This window comes from Deinococcus aerius, from assembly GCF_002897375.1.
Lineage (GTDB): Bacteria > Deinococcota > Deinococci > Deinococcales > Deinococcaceae > Deinococcus > Deinococcus aerius.
In genome coordinates this window covers 1-20,983 of record NZ_BFAG01000003.1, presented here as the reverse complement: position 1 = coordinate 20,983, position 20,983 = coordinate 1, and the positions used below count along the sequence as shown (strand labels likewise).

Sequence of the window (20,983 nt, the reverse complement as noted above, 5' to 3'; positions counted from 1 at the left end):
CCTGTTCGTCCCCACCTGGCCTCCCCCCTCAGGACGTTGGATGGGCGTGACAGGACCGGGAAGCTGGGCAAGCAGGAGTGAAGTTCTCGTTTGGCCCGAAGACGGGCCGCGCTCGTCCGCCCCCTCCCGCAGGGGGAGAGGGAGCAGCACACGGCCCAGACGGCGTTTTTTCCCTTGCACATCAGGCGTTCAAGGGGGAGGGGCCTTCTGGCCGGCCTGCAGGGCTTTTCTCTGTGAGAGCCCTCCGCGCGGCACTCGGCCCCTGGTGGGGGAGGAAGCAAAACTTCCCCCTACCGCAGGTGCTTCTCCTCCCAGATCAGGTCGCGCAGGACCCAGCCGCTGCCGGGGAACCGCAGCCCCGCACGAATTTCGGCGAGGAGGTGGTCGCGCACGGCCCACTCGTCCAGGCCCCCGGCGATCACCTCGCCGAGGTTGCGCTCGCCGTCCAGCGCCCTTGCCACGGGGGACGGCGTCACCCGGGTCGTGCCCGAGCGCAGGCGCAGGCTGTGCCAGGCGTAGCGCCCGGTCGGTTCTACCCGGCCCTGCCGCACCGCCTCGGCGAGGGTCTGGGCAACCTCGAAGAGGGGCAGCTCGGCCTGCCGCGCCGCGCCGCGCACGCTGCGGCCCCCCGGCTCGTCGAAGAGCGGCACGCCCCCCTGAAAGACCCGGCTGGGGCTGCCGATCACGGCGCAGATCTGCTCCCACTCGTCGGAAGCCCGCGCCCAGTCGGTCATAAAGTGATCGTAGGGGGCCAGGGGCGAGCCGGTCACGGCGCTCGGCTTGAACTCGAAACTGCCCTCGTCGGGAAGCATCGGGCTGGCGTGCAGCGCGTCCACGCCCAGCCAGTCGAGAATGCCGCCGCCCACGATCTCGCCGCCCACAAAGGCGACCGTGTAGGGCACCTCGGCCTTCACGTCGAGCACGCCGGTCTGCCGGGTGGTGTTCACCAGTTCCAGAATCCCCATCAGGGGCAGGTCGGAGAGGAGTCCCTGCATGTGTGGGGTTCAGCCTACCCCATCCCCCGCAGGTCGAGCCACGCCCCCCCCAACTCCGCGCTCACGTCGGTGGCGATCAGCCCGTAGCCGTGCCGTGCCCCGGCCCGTTCCCCCGCCCGCGCGTGCAGCCGCACCCCCGCCGCGGCGGCGTCAGGGGCCGACAAACCTTGCCCCAGCAGCGCCGCAATCACCCCGGAGAGGGTGTCCCCCATGCCCGCGCTCGCCATCCCGGGGTGTCCGCCACGGCTGATGCTGAGCCCCCCCGCGTGCGCGACCACGGAGGGGCCGCCCTTAAGCACGACTACGCCCCCGAAGCGCTCCTGCAGCCTTCTCGCGGCTGTCAGCGGATCGCGCGTGATCTCCCCTGTACTCGTCCCCAGCAGCCGAGCCGCCTCGCCGGGGTGGGGTGTCCAGACGCAGACAACGTGCCCGGCCCCGGCGAGTTCGGGCTGAAGGGCGTCGGCGTCGAGGACGGTGGGAATGTTCCAGGCGAGGAGTTGCCGGGCCAGATGGACGGCGTCCGGCCCCAATCCCATTCCCACACACAGGGCGTCCGGCGCCCCGTGCGCCCGCGCCTCCTCCAGCGCCCGGCCCAACTCCGCGTGCCGCCGAACCATCAACTCGGGCGTGACGAGGGGAACGTCCGCGGATGAGTGAATCGTCACCAGCCCTGACCCCGCCCGCAGCGCCCCCAACCCCGCCAGGGCCGCCGCCCCAACTGTGCCGGGATGCCCCCCGACCACCCACACCCGCCCGGCGGTGCCCTTGTGGGCGTCGGGGGAGCGCATGGGCAGCAGCGCCGCAACCTCCGCGTCGGTGGGCCGGGTGGCGAGGGCATGCTCCGCCCGCCACTCTCCCGGCACCCGCAGCGGCGCGAGCACGACTTCCCCAACCCCGTGCGCGGCGGGGCCGAACAGCAGCGCGGTCTTGAGGCCGGTCAGGGTCACGGTCAGGTCGGCACGCACCGACTCGTCCGGCGCGTCGGCGCTTGCCCCGTCCAAGCCGCTCGGCAGGTCGATGGCGACGACCCTTGCGCCCCCGGCCCGCGCCGCGTTCACCGCTTCAACCACCCCAACGAGTTCTGGGCGCAGCGGTGGCGTGAAGCCGGTCCCCAGCAATCCGTCCACGAGCACGTCCGCACTCTGGGAGGCGCGGGTGACGGCCTGCGGGGCCAGCGGTCCCAGCTTCACCCCGAAGGCCGCCAGCCGCCGCCGGTTGAGCCGGGTGAGGGGATGCTTGGCCGGGGCAGCGAGGACCTCCACCCCATGTCCCACCGCCGCGAGGTGCCGCGCGGCCACCAGAGCGTCCCCACCATTCGCGCCGCCCCCCGCCAGGAGCAGGACCCGGCGCCCGGGGAAGCGTTCATGAACGGCGTCCGCCACCGCCCGGCCCGCCTCCTCCATGGCGAGGTCGAGGAGGCCCGCCGCCTCCAGCCGCGCGTCCAGGGCGCGCACCCCCCCCGGGGCGTACACGAACTCCGGCATCCTAGTGGCCCGCCCCGCGCACGATCAGGAACAGGATGAGCACCGCCGCCGCCAGCAGCACCCAGCGCAGGGTCCGCAGCCGGGCGTTTGTGCGGAACTGCTCGCGCATCTCCTCGCGGGTGTCCTCCTGCGAGCGCTTCACGCTCAGGCGCTGGGCGCGGCGGATCGAGCCCACCGACTCGTACACCTTGCCCTGCCGCCGCAGCGCCACCCCGAGATTGTGGTGCGCCCCGTCGTAGTCGGGGTTGAGCCGCAGCACCTCGCGGTAGCGGGTCTCCGCCGCCCCGGGCTGTCCCGCCTCCAGCTCCAGGTTGCCGATGTTCGTGATCGCCCGGTAGTGGCTGGGGTCGGTGCCCAGCGCCTCCTCGAACGCCCCGCGGGCCTCGCCCGGCTCCTCGCGCAGCGCGTGCAGCACGCCGACCGCGTTCAGCGCCTCCGCCCGGGTCAGGGGGTGCGCGAAGGCCGGGGTTAACCGCTCCCGCAGCGCGCCCGGCTCCGTCTCGCCGCCGCTCCCGTTGCCCAGCCCCTCCAGGGCCGCCAGCGCGGGGGTGAGCGTGCCGGGCGACAGTAGGGAGGTCAGCAGCGCCGCCTCACCCGTCAGGCCGCGCGCCCGCGCCGCCTCCAGCGCCTCCTGGGTGGCGGCCCAACTGCGCCGCGCCTGTCCCGGGCGCCGCGCCCGCACGCCGTCCTGCACGCCGACCGCCCCGTCGAGCGCGGCGACCACCTCGGGCGGAGCCCCCGCGAGGCGGGCGGCCGCCAGGGCCCGCCGCCACTCGCCCGCGCGGGCGAACGCCGTCCAGTCCCGGGGCGGCTCGGCGGTGAGGGGTTCGGTGGGGGGGCGGGGTCCGTCATGCGCGGAGTATACTGACGCGCCCGGCGCGGAACCCTGTCCGTGTCCGCTCAACAGGACCCCCGTGACCCAGCCCAACTCCACCACCGATCTCCCGCTCTACTCGCCCGCCCGGGTGCGCGAACTCCTCACGCGCCACGGGCTGAGGCCGACCAAAAGCCTGGGGCAGAACTTCCTGATCGACGGCAACATCCTGCGCGCCATCGCCGAGGCGGGCGGCGCGGCCCCCGGCGTCCCGGTGCTGGAGGTCGGCCCCGGCCTGGGCGTCCTGACCCGCGAGATCGCCTCGCGCGGCGCTATCGTCACCGCGCTGGAAAAGGACGAGCGCCTGAAACCCGTCCTCGCCGAGACGCTCGCGGAGCTAGATGTGAAGGTGGTCTGGGGCGACGCCCTCGACTTCGACTACGCCTCCCTCCCGCCCGGCACGCGCGTCATCGCCAACCTGCCGTACTACATCACCGGGGTGCTGCTCTCGCGCTTCATGGGGGCGCCGGGGGTCCTCTCGGCCACCGTCCTCGTCCAGAAGGAGGTCGCGCAGCGGCTCGCGGCCCACCCCGGCGACGACAACTACGGCTTCCTGAGCGCGCTGGCCGCCCTGCACGGCACCGTCCGCCACCTGCGCGACGTGCCCCGCGGCGCCTTCCTGCCCGCCCCCGACGTGACGAGCAGCGTGGTGCGGCTGGACTTCGACCGCTCCCGGCCATTGCCCGACCCGGCCTTCCTGAAATTTGTGGAGGCCGCCCTGCACCACCGCCGCAAGACCCTGCGGAACAACCTGCGCCTGGCGGGCCTGGATGGGGAGGCGGTGGCCGCGGCGGTGGAGGCCGCGCGCCTGCGCCCCGACGTGCGCGCCGAGGACGTGCCCCTCCCGGACCTCCTTGACGTTGCCCGGCGGCTCGGCGTGGTACGTTAGAACGGCGTTTCAAACGCCAGTTTGTCACTTTCGGCGCCTGCGTCTCCCCGAGGAGCGCGGTGCATTGAGGGCCGTTTCAGGCTGGCCCGGAGGTTTCCCCGTGAAGTTTTACGTTATCGGTGACGTGACCGTCGATCACCTCTATCACCTTGACCGCCTGCCCGCCCCCGGAGAAGAGGTCGCCCCCAGGCGCGCCACCATGGAGCCCGGCGGGGCGGGCGGCACCATCAGCGTGACCCTGGCCCGGCTGGGCCACACGGTGACGCTCGCCGCCCGGGTGGGCAACGATCCCTTCGCCGAATACGCCCTGGACCGCGTGCGCGAAAGCGGCGTCGTCCAGACGGCCATCCAGCGCGACCCCGACCACCTCACGAGCACGATCACCGTGATGCAGACTCCCGACGGCGCCCGCGCCATGATCAGCGACGGGGCCGCCAACCGCCAGCTCGACCCCGCGAGGCTCAAGAAAAAGGACATCGAGGGGGCCGACGCCCTCATCGTCAGCGCCTACAGCCTCACGGAAGGGCCGCAGCGCGAGTACACGCTGAAGGCCATCGAGGCGGCGCAGAAGGCCAAGAAACCCGTCCCCGTCTTCGTGGACCTGGGGACCGGGGCCGTGAACAAGGTGGGCACCGACCTGATCGAGAACGTGATCGGGGCCGACTACCTGACCCTCAACCAGCACGAACTCCTGGCCCTGACGAACACGACGAGCATCAGCGCGGCGCTCGCGCAGCTCGGCGAGGCGGGCGCGCGGCGGGTCGTCGTGAAGGTGGGGCGCCTGGGCAGCATCGTCTGGACCCCCACCGAGACCGAACTCGTGGATCCCATCCGGCCCGAGGGCAAGGTCGTGGACTCGACCGGCGCGGGCGACACCTTCACCGCCGCCTTTGCCCACGCGGTCCTCACCGGCCAGCCGCTCGCCCAGGCGGCCCGCACCGCCAACGCCGCCGGGGCGCTCGCCGCCACCCGGGTGGGCGCCCAGGCGCGGCCCATCACCTCCGCCGACCTGGAAGCGGCGCTGGCGCAGGCTCCCCGGTAACGCCCGTCCTCCCGGTAGCCCCGGCCTGGGATGGTCGGGGCATTCGCGTGGACGGGTCGCTTACACTGCCGGGGATGACCTCCCTCGCCGCCCGCCGTCTCCCCTGGGGCCAGTGCCAGAATGCGCGTGACCTCGGCGGACTGCCGACGTTGGATGGCCGCACCATCCGGCCGCTCGCCCTGATTCGGAGTGACAATCACGACCGCCTCGGGGAAACCGGGGTCGTGGCCTTACGCCAGGCTGGAATCAGGCGGGTGGTGGACCTGCGTTCAGGCTGGGAGGCCGAGCGGTTCCCCAGTCCCCTGAGGGATGACCCCGAGTACCTGAACGTCCCCCTCTTCGACGAGGCGGACACGGAGGGGCGCGACCTCGTTCAGGCCGCCGAAACGGTCCTCGAGGTGTACCGCATCATGCTGGAGCGCTATCCCCGGCAGGTGGTGAGCGCCCTGCGGGCTATTGCGGGTGCCCCGACAGGTGGGGTTGCCGTCCATTGCCATGCGGGCAAGGACCGGACGGGTGTGGTCGTCGCCCTCGCCCTGCAGGTGGCGGGCGTCGCCCCGGAAGTGATCGCCGCGGACTTCGCGCTGACGGACGAATGTTTGGGGCGGCACTATGCCGAGGAGCTAGCCGCCGTGCCGGAGGGTGAGGGCCGTGCCCGCTTGCCATCGTTTCAGCAGGCCAGGGCCGACACCATGCTGGCCCTGTTCGGCCACCTGCGAGGAACGTACGGGAGTGTGGAAACGTACCTCCGATCAGGCGGAATGGAGGATGAAACCTTCGTGCACCTGCGGGATCGCCTTCGGGCATGAGACAGGGAGGGCGGCGTAACCTTCTCCCTCTTCGGAATGGATCACGTATCGGTGATACGCGGCCTCCCGCCGTACTACCCTGTCTCCCGTGACCTTCAACCCGGAGTACCCGACCGTTCGGCGACCCCTGTACGCCCGCCGGGGCATGGTCGCCACCGGCCAACCCCTCGCCGCGCAGGCCGGGCTGAGCGTCCTGCAAGCCGGGGGCAACGCCGTGGACGCGGCCATCGCCACCGCCGCCGCCCTGACGGTCGTGGAGCCGACGAGCAACGGCATCGGCGGCGACCTGTTCGCCCTGGTGTGGGCGGGGGGCGAGCTGCATGGCCTGAACGCCAGCGGGGCCGCCCCCGCCGCGCTGACCCTGGACGCCCTGCCCGGGGGCGAGATGCCCCGGCACGGCTGGACGCCCGTGACCGTGCCCGGCGCGGTGCGCGGCTGGGCCGACCTGCACGCGCGCTTTGGCCGCCTGCCCTTCGCCGACGTGCTGGCCCCCGCCATCCGCTACGCTCGAGAGGGCTACCCGCTCTCGCCCGTGCTGGCCGCGGGGTGGGCGCGGGCTACGGGGATCTACCGGAGCCTGAACCTCCCGGTCATGAAGGAATGGTTCCGGGTCTTCGCGCCGGACGGCTTCACGCCCGCGCCCGGTGCCCTGTGGCGCAGCGAGGGCCATGCCCGCACGCTGGAGCTGGTTGCCCAGACGAACGGCGCTGCCTTCTACGAGGGCGAACTCGCCGAGGGGATCGACGCCCACGCCCGCGCGACGGGCGGGCTCCTGCGCGCCTCCGACCTCGCCGCCCACCGCTCGGAGTGGGTCACGCCCATCCACGCCCGCTACGGCGACCACCTCGTCCACGAGATTCCGCCGAACGGGCAGGGCATCGCGGCCCTGATCGCCCTCAACGTTCTGAACGGGATGGACCTCCCCGACCGCCGCGACGACCCGGACGGGCTGCACCTCCAGATCGAGGCGATGAAGCGCGGCTTCCACGACGCCCACACCTATGTGGGTGACCCCCGGCACGTGCCCGTGGACGTGGAGCGGCTGCTGGGTGAGGCCAACACCGCCAGCCACCGCACCTCCCTCGGCGACCTGGCGCACGATCCGGCCACCCGCGCGCCGAGTACCGGGGGCACCGTCTACCTCGCCGCCGCCGACGGGGAGGGCGGCATGGTCAGCCTGATCCAGAGCAACTACATGGGCTTCGGCTCCGGCGTGGTCGTGCCCGGCACCGGCATCGCCCTGCACAACCGGGGGCACAACTTCCACCTCGACCCCGCGCATCCCAACGCCCTCGCGCCCGGGAAGCGCCCGTATCACACGATCATCCCCGGCTTCCTGTCCCACGCGGACGGTACGCCGGTCGGCCCCTTCGGCGTGATGGGCGGCTTTATGCAGCCCCAGGGACACCTCCAGGTCGTGCTGAACACCGTCCGTTACGGCATGAACCCCCAGCAAGCCCTCGACGCCCCGCGCTGGCAGTGGCTCAGCGGCAAGGGGGTGGAGGTCGAACACGCCCTGGGGGCACAACTCGCCCGTGCCCTCTCTGCCCGGGGCCATGAGGTGCGGGTGCAACTCGACTCCGGTTCCTTCGGGCGGGGTCAGATCATCTGGCGCAACCCGGAGACGGGGGTTTTGGAGGGCGGGACGGAGAGCCGGACGGACGGGCACATCGCGGTGTGGTAAGTGGGGAGTGGGCAGTGGTGAGTGGGAAAAGATCGAGTTCACTGCCCACTCCCTACTCACGGCGCGTCAGCGCCCCACGTACTCCTCGCTCAGCGTCCAGAGCCTCTGCGCCGCCCCGTCGTCCAGCGCCCGCGCGGACGGTTTGACCTCCCGTTCCTGGGCGAAGTAGCGCCCGCTGATCCGCAGCTCCGGGTCGCTGGCGAGGCGGATGCTCGTCCGGGCGCCCTGCTCGGGGCTGATGGCGAAGCGGTCGACGAGCCTCCACAGCAGGCTGGTCCCGCCGCCGTTGTTGTGCCCGAAGCCGGTGCGGACCATGCCGGGGTGGACGCTGTTGCTCCTGACCCCGGGCTCGCGCCGGGCGAGTTCCCGCGCGAAGAGGGCGTTCGCCAGCTTGCTCTGCCCGTAGGCGGCCCACCCGCTATAGCCCCGCCGGAACTCGGGGTCGTCGAAGCGAATCCGCCCGAAGCGGTGCGCGTCCGAGGAGACGGTGACGACGCGGGGGTCCTCCGCCTCACGCAGTAGGGGCAGCAATTCCCGGGTCAGCAGGAAGGGCGCGAGGTGATTGAGCGCCCAGGTCATCTCGATCCCCTCGCGTGTCTCCTGGCGCCGGGCATAGTACGCGCCTGCGTTGTTCACCAGCACATCAAGCCTCGGGTTCCGCTCTCTGAACTCGGCGGCGGCCCGGCGCACCTGCGTGAGTTCGGAGAGGTCGGCGATCAGGGCGTCCGCCGCGCCGACTTCCGCCGCCACCCGGGCCGTCTTCTCGGGATTGCGGCCCACGATCACCACCCGCGCCCCCCGCCGCGCCAGCTGCCGCGCCGTCACCAGCCCGATGCCGTTCGTCGCCCCGGTGACCAGCACTGTTTTCCCGCTCATGGCCTGCCTCATCCCGGCAGGATAGATGCGGCTCGGGGAGCGCGGCGCATTCATTCCGACAAACTCAGGAGTACCGCTCCCTCCCCGGCAGAACGGGTCGGCGCCACGCCTCCGGCAACCGGAGCGCGGCGGCCAGGCTCAAGGAGGCGCCCGCGATAAGGAGGCTGCCCAGTACGTCGAGCGTGTGGTGGGCACCGACCGCGAGCCGCCCGAGCCCGATGGCGAGCGTGCCCAGCGCGAACAGGGTGACGAAACGGCGGTCGATCCACAGGATGAACCCCGTGAACAGGGCCGCGACCAGGGTGTGGTCCGAGGGAAAGCCGTTGTCATGGGCCACCTGCGTGAGCGGCGTGTAGTGGCCGACCAGATAGGGCCGGGGGTCCGGGACGGCATGACCCAGCACCAGGGTGAGGAGCACAGTGGCGGCGCACGCGACCACCACCCGCGCGGCCAGCGCCCACGTCACGCTCCTGGCCTTCATCAGCACGATCCCGCCCAGCACCGCCGCCAGCACGAACAGGAGGAAGGAGGCGGTGAACACGGCCAACCCACCCAGAAGCGGGGTCCCGGCGGCCAGCGCGTGCAGCGAGGTCTGAAGCGAATTGGGGAGCATCCCCGGCAGCATACCCCTCCCCAAAAAGGTAAGGCTGACCCGTCTGGATCAGCCTCCCGGCGCGCGAGCTTCACCCGGCCCGCAGATTATGATTGCGCTGATGCCAGGAGTGTACGGGCTCGCCTGTCACAGGACTATGACCGGGGTGTAAAGGTCGCGTCATGGGAAGGGAAGGATGAACTCAACCCGGCTCGGAGGACGGCGTACCTCGGTCACTGCTCGGTGCAAAATTTTTCGAGGTTGGGGTACAGGAAGGTAGAGGGCCAGGGTGGACGTTCCGCTTTCCCGTGTCTCGCGGACATCCAGGTCAGATGCACGCGGACCCATGGGTTCTCCAACTCAGGCGCGTAGGCCAGAAAGTCGTCGTAGCCCACGCGCCGCGCGGGGAACTGAACACGGACGCCGTGCAGCACGTGCCCCTCGCTGACTTCACCCCGCAACTCCGCCGCGAACGTCTCTGCCTGTTCGGCCGTGAGCGGTTCCCAGAGAGGATCAAGCCGCCCCAGCCGCGCCCAGTCCTCCGCAGGAAGTTGCCCCCGCCTCAGATCACCTCGCGGAAGGCCACGCTCTGGCTGCGGTTCTGGAGTTCGCCCCGCAGGTACTGGAGGCGGGGGTGCTCCAGCCGTGGGTCGTGCGCGAGGATGTGCTTGGCGAGTTCGCGTGCCCGCTCGATGATCTCCACGTCGCTGGCAAGGTCACCCAGCCGCAGGTCGGGGATGCCGCTCTGGCGGGTGCCGCGAAGCTCGCCGGGACCGCGCAACTTGAGGTCGGCCTCCGCGATCACGAAGCCGTCGGTCGAGCCCTCGATGATCTTCAGGCGCTGCCGCGTCTTCTTGCTGTGTTCCCCCGCGACCAGGATGCAGTAGCTCTGCGCGCTGCCGCGCCCCACCCGGCCCCGGAGCTGGTGAAGCTGCGAGAGCCCGAACCGCTCGGCGTTCTCGATCACCATGACCGTCGCGTTGGGCACGTCCACGCCGACCTCAATCACGGTGGTGGACACCAGGATGTCGAACTCCCGCCCCCGGAAGCGGTCCATCACGTATTCCTTCTCGGCGGCGGTCATCTTGCCGTGCAGCAACTCAATTCGGGCTTCGGGGAGGATCGTCTTCAGGTCGTCCGCGAGTTGCGTGGCGGCGAGGAGTTCCAGGTTCTCGTTCTCCTCGATGAGCGCCGTAACCACGTAGGCCTGCCGCCCCTCCCGAATCTGGCGCATCACGAAGCCGTACGCCTGCTGGCGGTGCGTGTCCTGGATGAGCTTCGTCTCGACCGGCGTGCGCCCGGGCGGCAACTCGTCGATGATGCTCAGTTCCAGGTCCCCGTACGCCGTCAGCGCCAGGCTGCGCGGGATCGGTGTGGCGCTCATCACGAGCACGTCCGGGCGGCCCGCGAGCAGCTTGCGCCGCTGCATCACGCCGAAGCGGTGCTCCTCGTCCACCACGGCGAGTCCCAGGTTGTCGAAGCGCACGTTCTCCTGAATGAGCGCCTGCGTGCCCACGACCACGTCCACGTCCCCATCCGCGATGCGCGTCTGCATCTCCAGCTTCTGCTTCGGGGTCATCGCCCCGATCAGGAGCCCCACTCGGACATCGAGCTTCGACAGATACCCGACGAGGTTCGCGTAGTGCTGCCGCGCCAGAATCTCGGTGGGGGCCATGAGCGCCCCCTGATACCCGTCCCGCACGGCGAGGTAGAGCGCGCACGCCGCCACCGCCGTCTTGCCGCTCCCCACGTCCCCCTGGACCAGCCGGGCCATCTGCCGCTCGGAGCGCATATCGTCCGTGATCTCCAGCAGCACGCGCCGCTGGGCATTCGTGAATGCGAAGGGGAGGGCTGACTCGAAGCGGCTGATGTCCTCGCCCGTCGCCTGGAACCGCTTGCCGAGGAGCACGGCGTCCTCGCCCTGGAGGAGCACGCGCAGTTCCAGAAACAGGTACTCGTCGAACCTCAGCCGGTGCATCGCCCGTTCCAGTTGCGCCTCGTCGCGCGGGAAGTGGATGCCCCACAGCGCGTCCCCCAGGTCGGTCAGCCCGTACTGCCGCCGCCAGTGGGCGGGGAGGTAGTCGTCCAGCGGCGCGGCCCGGAGCGCCCGGTGCGCCGCCCGCCGCAGGAACTCCTGCGAGATACCGTCCTTGGAGTCGTACACGCCGACGATCCGCCCGGTGCTGAGGCTGTCCTTGGCATCCTCCACCGTCTCCAGGTGCTCGACCCCAAGTTGCACGCTCCGCCCGAACTTCTTCGCCCGGCCCGTCAGCACCAGCCGCGCGCCTTCTTTCAACTGCTGCTCGACCCACGGCTGGTTGAACCACGACGCCCGGACCCGCCCGCCCGAGGGGGTCTCCAGCGTCACCTCCAGGATGAGCATGTTCGGCTTGGGCTTGCGGCGCGACTTGGCGACGACCGTGCCCTCCACCGTCACCTTCTGGCCCTCCTCGACCTCCGAGAGATCGGGCAGGGCGCGGCGGTCCTCGTGGCGGTGCGGGTAGGCGTGCAGCACGTCGCGGATAGTGCGTAAGCCCAGCGACTGGAGCTTGCGCGCCCCGCCCGGCCCGGTGTCCAGCCGCGTGACCTCGGCGTCGATGGGAAGACGCTCGCCGGGGGAGGCGGTGGGCACCGCAGGCTTGACGGCCTGGGCGGGACGGGGAGTCCTCGCCGCCTTCTCCTGCCCGTCCAGCAGGGCGAGCGCCGCGTTCAGCGCCTCCTCCCGCCCCTCCGAGTCCAGGCCCGCGTAGCCGCTCAGCGCCTCCCGGACCTGCGGAAAAGGACCCGCCAGCGGGGACGCGAGCAGCCGCTCCAGCCCGCCCGCCACCACCCGGTTCGCGCACCCCGAGGCGAGTTCCGCCGCGAGCGGACGCCTGAGTCTCTCCCGCAGTTCCGCGACCGTCGCCATACCGGGGGCAGGCTAACAGACGCGCGGCGGGGGTTTCGTGTCCTGTGGCGCGTCTCCCCGAACTGCGGGTGAAGGTGCCGCGCCTCACCTTCCGGCTACACTGCCGGGCATGAAGTGGCTCAACATCCTGCTGATCTTCCTGCCCATCGCGGTCTTCCTGGAGGTCACGCACGGCAGCCCCACGCTGATCTTCGTCAGCGCCGCCCTCGCCATCCTGCCGCTGGCGGGCATCATGGGGACGGCCACCGAACAGCTCGCGGTGCGCGCGGGCAGCACGATAGGCGGCCTGCTCAACGCCACCTTCGGCAACGCGACCGAGCTGATCATCGCCTTTTTCGCCCTCCAGGCGGGCAAGCTGGAGGTCGTAAAGGCCAGCATCGTCGGCTCGATCCTGGGCAACCTGCTCCTCGTGATGGGCCTGGCCGTGCTGCTGGGCGGCCTGAAGTACAAGGAGCAGCGCTTCAACCTGAAGTCGGCGGGCACGGTCGCCAGCCTGCTGGTCATCAGCGTGATCGCCCTGATGATCCCCACCATCTTCGACCTGGCGGCGCGGGCGATCGCCCCAGAACGGGTGGCGGCCCTCGACGTGAACCTCAGCGACGCCGCCGCCGTCGTGTTGATCCTGGTGTACGCCGGGTACATCTACTTCACCCTGGTCAGCCACCGCGACATCCTCTCGACCGCCGACGACGAGGGCGCCCACGACGAGCACGACGGCCCCCTCTGGAGCGTGCCCCGCGCGGTGGGCGTGCTGGCCGCCGCCACGATTGGCGTCGCCTTCATGTCCGAGTTCCTGGTCGGCACGCTGGAGGAGGCCACGGCCGTCCTGGGCCTCACCGAGTTCTTCGTGGGCCTGATCCTGATTCCCATCATCGGCAACGCCGCCGAACACGCCGCCGCCGTGCTGTTCGCCCTGCGGAACAAGATGGACCTCTCCATGACGATCAGCCTGGGCTCCACGGTGCAGGTCGCCCTTCTCGTCGCGCCGCTGCTGGTGCTCGCGGGGCTGGTCGTCGGGCAGCCCATGAACCTCGTCGTGTCGCCGCTGGAACTGGTCGCCATCTTCGGGGCCGTGATCATCGCCAACAGCGTGGTGAGGGACGGGGAGACGAACTGGCTGGAGGGGCTGCTGCTGCTGGCCGTGTACGCGATTCTGGGATTGGCGGTGTTCTTCTACCCGGTGAAGTGAGGGGGAGACAGGCTTCGGCCTCCCGTCTGCGTGTGGCAGGGGAGGCCGAACTTGTTTTCGGAATCATGATCCCCACCGTCCCTGCCCCCGGGTTACTTTGGGGTGATGGGAGCCTACGACCGCCTCGCCGCGAGCTATGACCGGCTCTGGGGCCGCTACGCCCGGCGGACAGCCCGCGAGGTGCTGGACGCGCTGCCGCCCCTGGGGTCCGGCACGCTCCTCGACGTGGGCTGCGGCACGGGCACCCTGCTCGCGCTCGCCCGTGCCCGCTTTCCGGGGGCTCGGCTCGTCGGCGCCGAGCCCAGCGCGGGAATGCGCGGGGTGGCCGCGCGCACCCTCGCCGGGCAGGGCGTGACGCTTCTCGCCTCCCCGGCAGAGGCCCTCGCGCTGCCGGACGCCTCGGTGGACGCCCTGACCTGCCTGAACGTCCTGCACTACCTCGCGGACCCGGGGGCCGCCCTGCGCGAGTGGGGGCGGGTGTTGCGGCCCGGGGGCACCCTCATCGTGCAGGACTACGTGCCGAACGGCCTGCCCGGCTTCGTCCGGCTCGTCTCGCTGAACGACCGGGAACTCGTGCGGGTCTACACGGTGCCGGAACTGGCCGGGCTGCTGGAGGCGGCGGGGTTCGGCGGGGTCACGGCGCGGCCCTTTCGCATCGATCTGTTCTGGCGCGGCGGTCTGGCCCGTGGTAAGCGGGGTGGACCGGGACTTCACGCTCCCGGTTGACGGGCAGGCCCGCAGGCAAGGGACCGCTCCTCCCTACAGCGTCAGCGCCAGCCGCACCGCGTCGGCCAGCCCGCCGTCGTCCACATGACCGACGTGGTAGCGGGCGGCGGCGCGGGCCTCGGCGTCGGCATTGCCCATCGCCACCGGGTGGCCGACCTCGCGCATGGCGGTCACGTCGTTGTGGCCGTCGCCGACCATCATGGTGCGTTCCAGGGGCACCCCGTATTCGGCAGCCACCCGCGCCACGGCGCTGCCCTTGCCAATCCCCGCGCGGGTCACGCTGATAAACATGGTGTCGGGCATCACCGGGCTGCCCGCCGGGTGCAGGTCCAGGCCGGGGTGGGGCTCGGCCTGCACGGCTGCCGACTCCGCAAGCGGCACCACCCACTGCGCCCGGACGCGCGTGCCGATCAGCGTCTCCGGGTCGCGCGGGACGAAGGGCACGCCGAGGAGTTCCGCGTGCCGCCGGGCGAGGTCACCCGGGCAGGTCACCCCGTACTCGTTGTCGGTGTACACCTCCAGCAGCCGCCCCGTGGCGTGGGCGCGGGTCAGCAGCTCCTCCAGGGGCTCCACCGGCAGGGGTTCGGACAGGCTCGCGCCACGGCCCACATTCACGATGGAGGCGCCGTTCTGGAAAATATGCCAGCCGCCTGGGTCCAGCCGCCGCGCGTAGGCGAGCGCGTTGCCAAAGGCGGGCCGCCCGCTGCACAGCGCGATTCGCACGCCCCTTGAGCGCGCGTCCGCCAGGGCGGCCCACACGTCCTCCCGCACCACGTTCCCGGTGCCCACGAGTGTTCCGTCCACATCCACACAGATCAGGCCAAGCACCGGGGCAGTGTACGCCTCCGGGGTCAGCCCCCGGCGACGATGAATGCACCGCCTTCACCGCAGCGCACGATCCTTTAAACGTCAGCAGCGCGGCTCATCCCCCGGGAGACGGAAAGAGGGCCAGCGGCTCCACCTCTACCCGCGCGGCGTCCAGTACCCCTCACGGTCGAGGGCGGCCCGGCCCCCCACCCGGACCTCCTGCACGACCTGCCCGGCGAGCGTCACCTCGACCTCGACCTCGCCGGGGGTGCCGAGGGTGTGGCCCTGGTACACCACGCCCGTCGCCCGGTCGCCGCGCAGGGGGAGGCGGCCCTCCCGTGCCAGCAGGGCGAGGAGCGCCCCCGCCGCGCTGCCCGTCACCGGGTCCTCGGGGATGCCGACGGCGGGGGCGAAGTCGCGGGCAGCGAAGCGGTTGACGCCCATCGGCGTGTAGGCGTACACGCTACACACGCCGAGCGCGTCACTCAGGGCGTGGATGCGGGTGAGGTCCGGCTCCAGCCCGTCCAGAATCACCGGGTCCACCAGCGGCACGAAGACACTCCACAGGCCCGTACTCGCCGCCGCGAGGGGCAGCCCCCGGTGGATCATCCGCTCGTCGATCCCCAGCGCCTCGGCGAGTTCCCGCCGCAGGGTCCAGTCCACCGGGCGGCTTTCCATCCCCCGCTGCTTCATCCACACCCGCGTGGGCGTGCCCGCCTCGGCCTCCAGCGTCAGGGGAATGCGGCCCACCAGCGTCTCCAGCACGAGCGGCCCCTCCGTCCAGTGCCCGTTCTGCGCCAGCCTCAACCCCAGGGCGACCGTCGCGTGCCCGCAGAAGTCGATCTCCTGGGTCGGCGTGAAGTACCGCACCCGCACGGCGCCGTCCCCCATCCGGGTCACGAACACCGTCTCCGGGGCATCCAGAAACGCGGCGAGGGCCTGCATCTCCGCCTCCGACAGCCCCCCAGCGTCCAGCACGACGCCCGCCCGGTTGCCGTGCCCCGGCGTGTCGGTGAACGCGCTCACCTCGCAATACGCGATCATGGCGGCACTCTAGCGCAGAGCTGACAAAGGATAGAGTTCACACGCCGTCTCGTCGTGTACCTGTTCACATGCTTTGGAAAGGCAAAGCCGGGTGAGTAACCCGGCAGGGAAGAGACCGCTCAGGGCGACATGCGAGTCAGCATCCTCGGGAAGGGAATCGCCTCGCGGATGTGGTCAATGCCCGTGATCCAGGCGATCACCCGCTCCAGCCCCATCCCGAAGCCCGCGTGCGGCACGGAACCGAAGCGCCGCAGGTCGAGATACCACTCGAACGCTTCTACCGGCAGCCCCTCGTGCTCGATGCGCGAGCGCAGCAGCTCGTAGTCGTGGATGCGCTGCGAGCCGCCGATGATCTCGCCGTAACCCTCGGGGGCAATCATGTCGTCGCACAGGGCCAGGCGGGGGTCCTGCGGGTCGGGCTGCATGTAGAACGCCTTGATCGCCGCCGGATACCGCTCGACGATCACCGGGCGGTCGAAGTGATACCCCAGGATCGTCTCGTGCGGGGCTCCCAAGTCATCCCCCCACTCGACGGGCTGCACGTCCGCCTGGACGTTGGGCGGCAGGTCGCCGTCCTCGATGTGCTGCCGGATGATGTCCAGCGCCCCGGTGTAGGTCACGCGCGGGTAGTTCCCCTCGGCGGCGGGGCGCAACCTCGAAAGGTCGCGGCCCAGCGTCTCCAGCTCCGTCCCGCACTCTTCCAGCGCGCGGCGCACAATGAAGCTCACGAACCGTTCCTGAAGTGCCATGTTCTCGGTGTGATCGCTCGGCGCGACCTCCGGCTCGACCATCCAGAACTCCAGCAGGTGCCGCCGGGTCTTGCTCTTCTCGGCGCGGAAGGTCGGCCCGAAGGTGTACACCTTGCCGAAGGCGAGCGCCCCCGCCTCGGCGTGCAGTTGCCCCGTCTGGCTCAGGTACGCCTTGTCCTCGCCGAAGAGGTCGATCTCGAAGAGTTCGGTCGTGCCCTCCGCCGCGTTCGGCGTGAAGAAGGGCGCGTCGAAGCGCACGAAGCCCTCTCCGTGAAAGAAGTCCACGATGGCCCGCTGCACGGAGTCGCGCACCCGCAGCACGGCCCACGGGCGGCGGTGCCGCAGCCACAGGTGGCGGTGGTCGAGCAGGAACTCGATGCCGTGTTCCTTGGGCGTGATCGGGTACTCGCCGCCGTTCTCCGCGTAGGGCGCGAGGTCCCGCACCGCGAGTTCCACCCCGCCCGGCGCCCGCTCGTCCGCCCGGACCTCGCCCGTCACCCGCACCGCCTGCTCCTGCGAGAGCCGCCTGGCCGCCTCGAAGACCTCCCCCGGCACGTCCCCCTTGAAGACGGTCCCCTGCACGAAGCCGGTCCCGTCGCGCAGTTTCAGAAACTGGATTTTCCCCTTGCCGCTCTTGTCGGTCAGCCAGGCGCTCAAGGTCACCGTCTCGCCCACGTGCGCCTTTAAGTCGTTGATAGTTACATCAAAATCGGTCGCGGTCACGAGCGGAATTATAGGGGGAGGGGGTGGAGGACGCCCGTGGCACTGGAGAAGGTCAGAGCGGATCAAAAAGAGGACCCCACCCCAGGAGTAGGGTGGGGGAGAGCTGATCTCCTCACTTCAAAGCGTCATTCATCCCGATCACGTCCGCCACGTTCAGACTCGCGCCCCCGACCAGCGCCCCGTTCACGTTCGGCCCCGCGCAGATGGAGGCGATGTTGTCCGGCTTCACACTGCCGCCGTACAGGACGCGGATGCTGCCCGCCTGGTCGCCGTACAGCCCCTCCAGCGCCCCTCGAATCGCGGCGGCCATCTCCTCCGCGTCCTGTGCGGTCGCGGTCCTGCCCGTGCCGATGGCCCAGACGGGTTCATAGGCGACGACGAGTTCCGGCCCCACGCCCTCCGTGCTCGCGCGAAGCTGGTCCAGGGTAAAGTCCACGTGCCCCCCGCGCTCCCGCACGTCCAGGCTCTCGCCCACGCAGACGATGGGGGTGAGGCCGCCCGCCTGGGCCTGCCGCGCCTTGGCCGCGACCACCGCGTCCGTCTCGTTGTGGTACTGCCGCCGCTCGGAGTGCCCGACGATCACGTAGGTCGCGTTCACCTCGCGCAGCATGGTGGCGCTGATCTCGCCCGTGTACGCGCCCGACTCGTGCTGCGACACGTCCTGCGCGCCCACGTCCACGCCGCCGGGCAGCGTCTCTTTCAGTCCCGGCAGGTCAATGGCGGGGGCCATCACCGCGAGTTCGACCTCGCCCCGGTGATAGCCGTGCGCCAGTTCCCGTGCCCAGGCTTTGGCCTCGGTCGGCGTCTTGTTCATCTTCCAGTTCAGGGCGAGCAGGGTTCTGGGTTTGGTCATGGTTCCTCCTGGGAAGGGATTGAACAAGGAAGGGACTCAAGAAGTAGTTGTTTGTGCTGAGGAGTACGGGCCGTGCCCGGCAATAAAGTGTTCTGTGTCTTGGGCCAAATTTGCCAAGGAGAGATTGAACCAGGGGCAAGAGGTGACGATCCGCCCGCGCGGACACTCCATGCGGGGAAAGGTCAATGATGGCGACCTCGTGACACTTGTTCCGGCCCAGGAGTTGCCTCTGGAAGTGGGTGATGTGGTGCTGGTCCGTGTCGCTGGCAAGGACTACCTTCACCTCATCAAGGCCATATCCGGCGGGCGGTGCTTGATCGGGAATAACCGGGGCGGGATCAACGGCTGGGTGGGGTGTCAGAGCATCTATGGGAAAGCCGTGGACATCCGCCGTTCCACCTGACCCGCCCGTCGCGGTTACTTCATCGCCTCCACGCCCGGCAGCGTGCGGCCTTCCAGCAGTTCCAGGCTCGCGCCGCCGCCCGTGCTGATGTGGCTCACCCGGTCGGCCTGCCCGCTCTTGTTGATCGCGCTGACGGAGTCGCCGCCGCCGATGACGGTGTAAGCGTTGTCGCCCAACTCTGCTACGGCCTTGGCGATGGCGTTCGTGCCCCCCGCGAAGGCCGGGAACTCGAACACGCCGAGCGGCCCGTTCCAGAAGACCGTCTTGGCGCCCTGAAGCGCCTGCGTGTAGGCCTTCACCGTCTCCGGCCCGGCGTCCAGCCCCTGCCAGCCGTCGGGAATGGCGTCACTCGGCACCACCTGCGTCCGCGCGTCTTCTGCAAAGCGGTCAGCGGCAATCACGTCCACCGGGAGCATGATCTTCCCGCCGTACTCGTCCAGCAGTCTGCGGGCGAGCCCCAACTGATCGTCCTCGTGGATGGAGTCGCCGATCTGGCCGCCCTGGCTCTTGATAAAGGTGTACGCCATCCCGCCGCCGATCAGCATGCGGTCCACCCGCGGCAGCAGATTCTCGATCACCTTGATCTTGTCGCTGACCTTCGCCCCGCCGATGATGACGGCGTAGGGCCGGGCGGGGTTCTCCAGCAGCCGCGAGAGCGCCTCGACCTCGTTCTGGAGGAGCAGCCCCGCCGCGTGCGGCAGATACTCGGCGACGCCACTCACCGAGGCGTGGGCCCGGTGCGCGCTTCCGAAGGCGTCGAGGACGAAGGCGTCCCCCAGCCGGGCAAGCTGCCGCGCCAGTTCCGGGTCGTTCTTCTCCTCGCCCGCCTCGAAGCGCACGTTCTCCAGCAGGGCGACCTCGCCGGGCTGGAGTTCCCGCACCTCCCGCAGGGTCTCCTCGCTCGACGGCAGCGAGCCGATGAAGCGCACGTCGCGCTTGAGGGCGCGCTCCAGCACGGGCGCCACGGGCCGCAGGCTGTACTTCTCCTCCGGCCCGCCCTTGGGCCGCCCGAAGTGGCTCATGAGGACGAGGGAGGCGCTGCCGTCCAGCAGCCGCTCCAGGGTGGGCAGGCTCGCCGTGATGCGGGTGTCGTCCTGCACCACGCCGTCCTTGACGGGCACGTTGTAGTCCACCCGCACGAGGACGCGCTGGCCCCGGGTGTCCAGTTGATCGAGGGTTCGCATGGTTCCTCCTTGAGTCTTCAGCGATTAGCCGTCAGCCGTCAGCCAGAAGCGCTGAAAACTGACGGCTGACCGCTGACAGCCCCTTAAGCGCCCTTTTCCTGCACCAGCTCCACGAGGTCGGCGATGCGGTTGGAGTAGCCCCACTCGTTGTCGTACCAGGAGAAGAACTTCACCAGATTGCCCATCGCCATCGTAAGGCCGCCGTCGATGATCGCGGAGTGCGGGTCGCCCACGATGTCCTGAAGGACGATGGGGTCTTCCGTGTACCGGATGATGTTCTTGTACTTCCCTTCGGCGGCCTGGCGGAACACGTCGTTGACCTCCTGGGCGGTCACGTCGCGGCCCAGGATCACCACCACGTCGCTGATCGAGCCAACCGGGGTGGGCACGCGCAGTGAGGTCCCGTCGAACTTACCCTTGAGCTTGGGGTACACCTGCGAGACGGCCTTGGCCGCGCCCGTCGAGGTCGGGATGATGTTGACGGCGGCGGCGCGGGCGCGGCGCAGGTCCTTGTGGGGCAGGTCCAGCACGCGCTGGTCGTTCGTGTACGAGTGAACGGTCGTCATGATTGCCTTCTCGATGCCGAAGGCCTCGTCCAGCACCTTCATCGGGGCGCCCAGGCTGTTCGTGGTGCAGCTCGCGTTGGAGATGATGTTGTGGTTCGCGGGGTCGTACTGGTCCTCGTTCACGCCCAGCACGACGGCGAAATCCTCGTTCTTGGCGGGCGCGGTGATGATGACCTTCTTCGCGCCGCCCTGGAGGTGCTTGCTCGCCCCCTCGCGGTCGGTGAAGATGCCGGTGGACTCGATCACGATGTCGGCGCCGAGCTGGCCCCAGGGGATCGCGGCGGGGTCCCGCTCGGCGAGGGCCGCGATGCGCTGCCCGTTGACCGTCAGGGCCTCCTCGTCGAACGAAACGGTGCCGGGAAAGCGCCCGGCGGTCGAGTCGTACTTCAGCAGGGTCGCCAGCGTCTTGTTGTCGGTCAGGTCGTTGATCGCCACGACCTCCACGCCGCGCTCGACCAGGTTGCGGAACACCAAACGCCCGATGCGGCCGAAGCCGTTGATGCCTACCTTCATGCTGTGCCTCCTCGAATCTCGGGCCGCCCGCCCCTCGCGGGCACGCCACCAACCACAAATGTAACCCACCTCC

The 20,983-nt window shown here is 70.3% G+C and carries 19 protein-coding genes; 7 read left to right on the top strand and 12 right to left on the bottom strand.

All coding sequences use genetic code 11. The annotated features are described in order from the left end of the window. Window positions 1-290 precede the first annotated feature (290 nt). From DAERI_RS04950 to DAERI_RS22310, 3 genes are read right to left on the bottom strand one after another with little or no spacing between them, the layout of a single operon-like run. Window positions 291-995 carry a DUF4388 domain-containing protein gene (locus tag DAERI_RS04950; RefSeq protein ID WP_103128331.1) on the bottom strand — a complete coding sequence of 235 codons (705 nt, stop codon included), beginning with the start codon at window positions 993-995 and terminating at the stop codon, window positions 291-293. A gap of 14 nt (window positions 996-1,009) precedes the next feature. Continuing rightward, entirely contained in the window at window positions 1,010-2,479 is a 1,470-nt protein-coding gene (locus tag DAERI_RS04945; RefSeq protein ID WP_103128330.1) for an NAD(P)H-hydrate dehydratase, read from the bottom strand. A gap of 1 nt (window position 2,480) precedes the next feature. Further along, window positions 2,481-3,383, bottom strand: coding sequence for a tetratricopeptide repeat protein (locus DAERI_RS22310; RefSeq protein WP_235610260.1), 903 nt, complete (start codon window positions 3,381-3,383; stop codon window positions 2,481-2,483). A 10-nt stretch (window positions 3,384-3,393) separates the two neighbouring features. Between DAERI_RS22310 and rsmA the strand changes: the two genes are divergently transcribed. The 4 genes from rsmA (at window position 3,394) to DAERI_RS04920 (ending at window position 7,777) form a co-directional block, all read left to right on the top strand. Continuing rightward, entirely contained in the window at window positions 3,394-4,242 is an 849-nt protein-coding gene (gene rsmA, locus DAERI_RS04935) for a 16S rRNA (adenine(1518)-N(6)/adenine(1519)-N(6))-dimethyltransferase RsmA (protein WP_103128329.1), read from the top strand. Window positions 4,243-4,342: 100 nt separating this feature from the next. Further along, window positions 4,343-5,284, top strand: a complete 942-nt coding sequence (locus tag DAERI_RS04930; RefSeq protein ID WP_103128328.1) for a carbohydrate kinase family protein — start codon at window positions 4,343-4,345, stop codon at window positions 5,282-5,284. Between the two features lie 74 nt (window positions 5,285-5,358). Next, window positions 5,359-6,093 carry a tyrosine-protein phosphatase gene (locus DAERI_RS04925; protein ID WP_103128663.1) on the top strand — a complete coding sequence of 245 codons (735 nt, stop codon included), beginning with the start codon at window positions 5,359-5,361 and terminating at the stop codon, window positions 6,091-6,093. Between the two features lie 145 nt (window positions 6,094-6,238). Continuing rightward, window positions 6,239-7,777 carry a gamma-glutamyltransferase family protein gene (locus tag DAERI_RS04920; RefSeq protein ID WP_235610282.1) on the top strand — a complete coding sequence of 513 codons (1,539 nt, stop codon included), beginning with the start codon at window positions 6,239-6,241 and terminating at the stop codon, window positions 7,775-7,777. Between the two features lie 66 nt (window positions 7,778-7,843). On the opposite strand, the gene DAERI_RS04915 is transcribed toward DAERI_RS04920, so the two are convergent. The 3 genes from DAERI_RS04915 to recG form a co-directional block, all read right to left on the bottom strand. Beyond that, on the bottom strand, window positions 7,844-8,665 hold the full coding sequence (locus tag DAERI_RS04915) for an SDR family oxidoreductase (protein ID WP_103128662.1): 822 nt from the start codon (window positions 8,663-8,665) through the stop codon (window positions 7,844-7,846). A gap of 52 nt (window positions 8,666-8,717) precedes the next feature. Further along, the gene (locus tag DAERI_RS04910) at window positions 8,718-9,266 is read right to left on the bottom strand and encodes a phosphatase PAP2 family protein (protein ID WP_165794073.1); all 549 of its coding nucleotides are present in this window, start codon (window positions 9,264-9,266) and stop codon (window positions 8,718-8,720) included. A gap of 541 nt (window positions 9,267-9,807) precedes the next feature. Continuing rightward, on the bottom strand, window positions 9,808-12,153 hold the full coding sequence (recG, locus tag DAERI_RS04900) for an ATP-dependent DNA helicase RecG (RefSeq protein ID WP_103128324.1): 2,346 nt from the start codon (window positions 12,151-12,153) through the stop codon (window positions 9,808-9,810). Window positions 12,154-12,262: 109 nt separating this feature from the next. Between recG and cax the strand changes: the two genes are divergently transcribed. After that, window positions 12,263-13,342 (top strand): calcium/proton exchanger, encoded by a 1,080-nt coding sequence (gene cax, locus DAERI_RS04895; protein ID WP_103128323.1) that lies wholly within the window; start codon window positions 12,263-12,265, stop codon window positions 13,340-13,342. Between the two features lie 105 nt (window positions 13,343-13,447). Next, a complete protein-coding gene (locus DAERI_RS04890) occupies window positions 13,448-14,068 on the top strand; it encodes a class I SAM-dependent methyltransferase (protein ID WP_103128322.1) in 621 nt (206 codons plus the stop codon). A 33-nt stretch (window positions 14,069-14,101) separates the two neighbouring features. Here DAERI_RS04890 and DAERI_RS04885 read toward each other — a convergent pair whose 3' ends face one another. The 4 genes from DAERI_RS04885 to tpiA form a co-directional block, all read right to left on the bottom strand. After that, a complete protein-coding gene (locus DAERI_RS04885) occupies window positions 14,102-14,896 on the bottom strand; it encodes a Cof-type HAD-IIB family hydrolase (RefSeq protein ID WP_103128321.1) in 795 nt (264 codons plus the stop codon). A 135-nt stretch (window positions 14,897-15,031) separates the two neighbouring features. After that, window positions 15,032-15,919 carry a PhzF family phenazine biosynthesis isomerase gene (locus DAERI_RS04880; RefSeq protein ID WP_103128320.1) on the bottom strand — a complete coding sequence of 296 codons (888 nt, stop codon included), beginning with the start codon at window positions 15,917-15,919 and terminating at the stop codon, window positions 15,032-15,034. Between the two features lie 119 nt (window positions 15,920-16,038). Beyond that, the gene (gene asnS / locus DAERI_RS04875) at window positions 16,039-17,391 is read right to left on the bottom strand and encodes an asparagine--tRNA ligase (RefSeq protein ID WP_103128319.1); all 1,353 of its coding nucleotides are present in this window, start codon (window positions 17,389-17,391) and stop codon (window positions 16,039-16,041) included. 112 nt (window positions 17,392-17,503) lie between these two features. Continuing rightward, complete coding sequence (tpiA, locus tag DAERI_RS04870; RefSeq protein WP_103128318.1) at window positions 17,504-18,244, bottom strand: triose-phosphate isomerase; 741 nt, start codon at window positions 18,242-18,244, stop codon at window positions 17,504-17,506. Window positions 18,245-18,386: 142 nt separating this feature from the next. Here tpiA and DAERI_RS04865 point away from each other — a divergent pair, with 142 nt between their 5' ends. Continuing rightward, window positions 18,387-18,647, top strand: coding sequence for a S24/S26 family peptidase (locus DAERI_RS04865; RefSeq protein WP_201262718.1), 261 nt, complete (start codon window positions 18,387-18,389; stop codon window positions 18,645-18,647). 14 nt (window positions 18,648-18,661) lie between these two features. Here the strand turns inward: DAERI_RS04865 and DAERI_RS04860 are convergent, their stop codons facing one another. Together DAERI_RS04860 and gap are read right to left on the bottom strand one after the other, a co-directional pair. Next, on the bottom strand, window positions 18,662-19,831 hold the full coding sequence (locus DAERI_RS04860) for a phosphoglycerate kinase (RefSeq protein WP_103128316.1): 1,170 nt from the start codon (window positions 19,829-19,831) through the stop codon (window positions 18,662-18,664). Window positions 19,832-19,914: 83 nt separating this feature from the next. Continuing rightward, window positions 19,915-20,910 carry a type I glyceraldehyde-3-phosphate dehydrogenase gene (gap, locus tag DAERI_RS04855; protein WP_103128315.1) on the bottom strand — a complete coding sequence of 332 codons (996 nt, stop codon included), beginning with the start codon at window positions 20,908-20,910 and terminating at the stop codon, window positions 19,915-19,917. Window positions 20,911-20,983 lie beyond the last annotated feature (73 nt).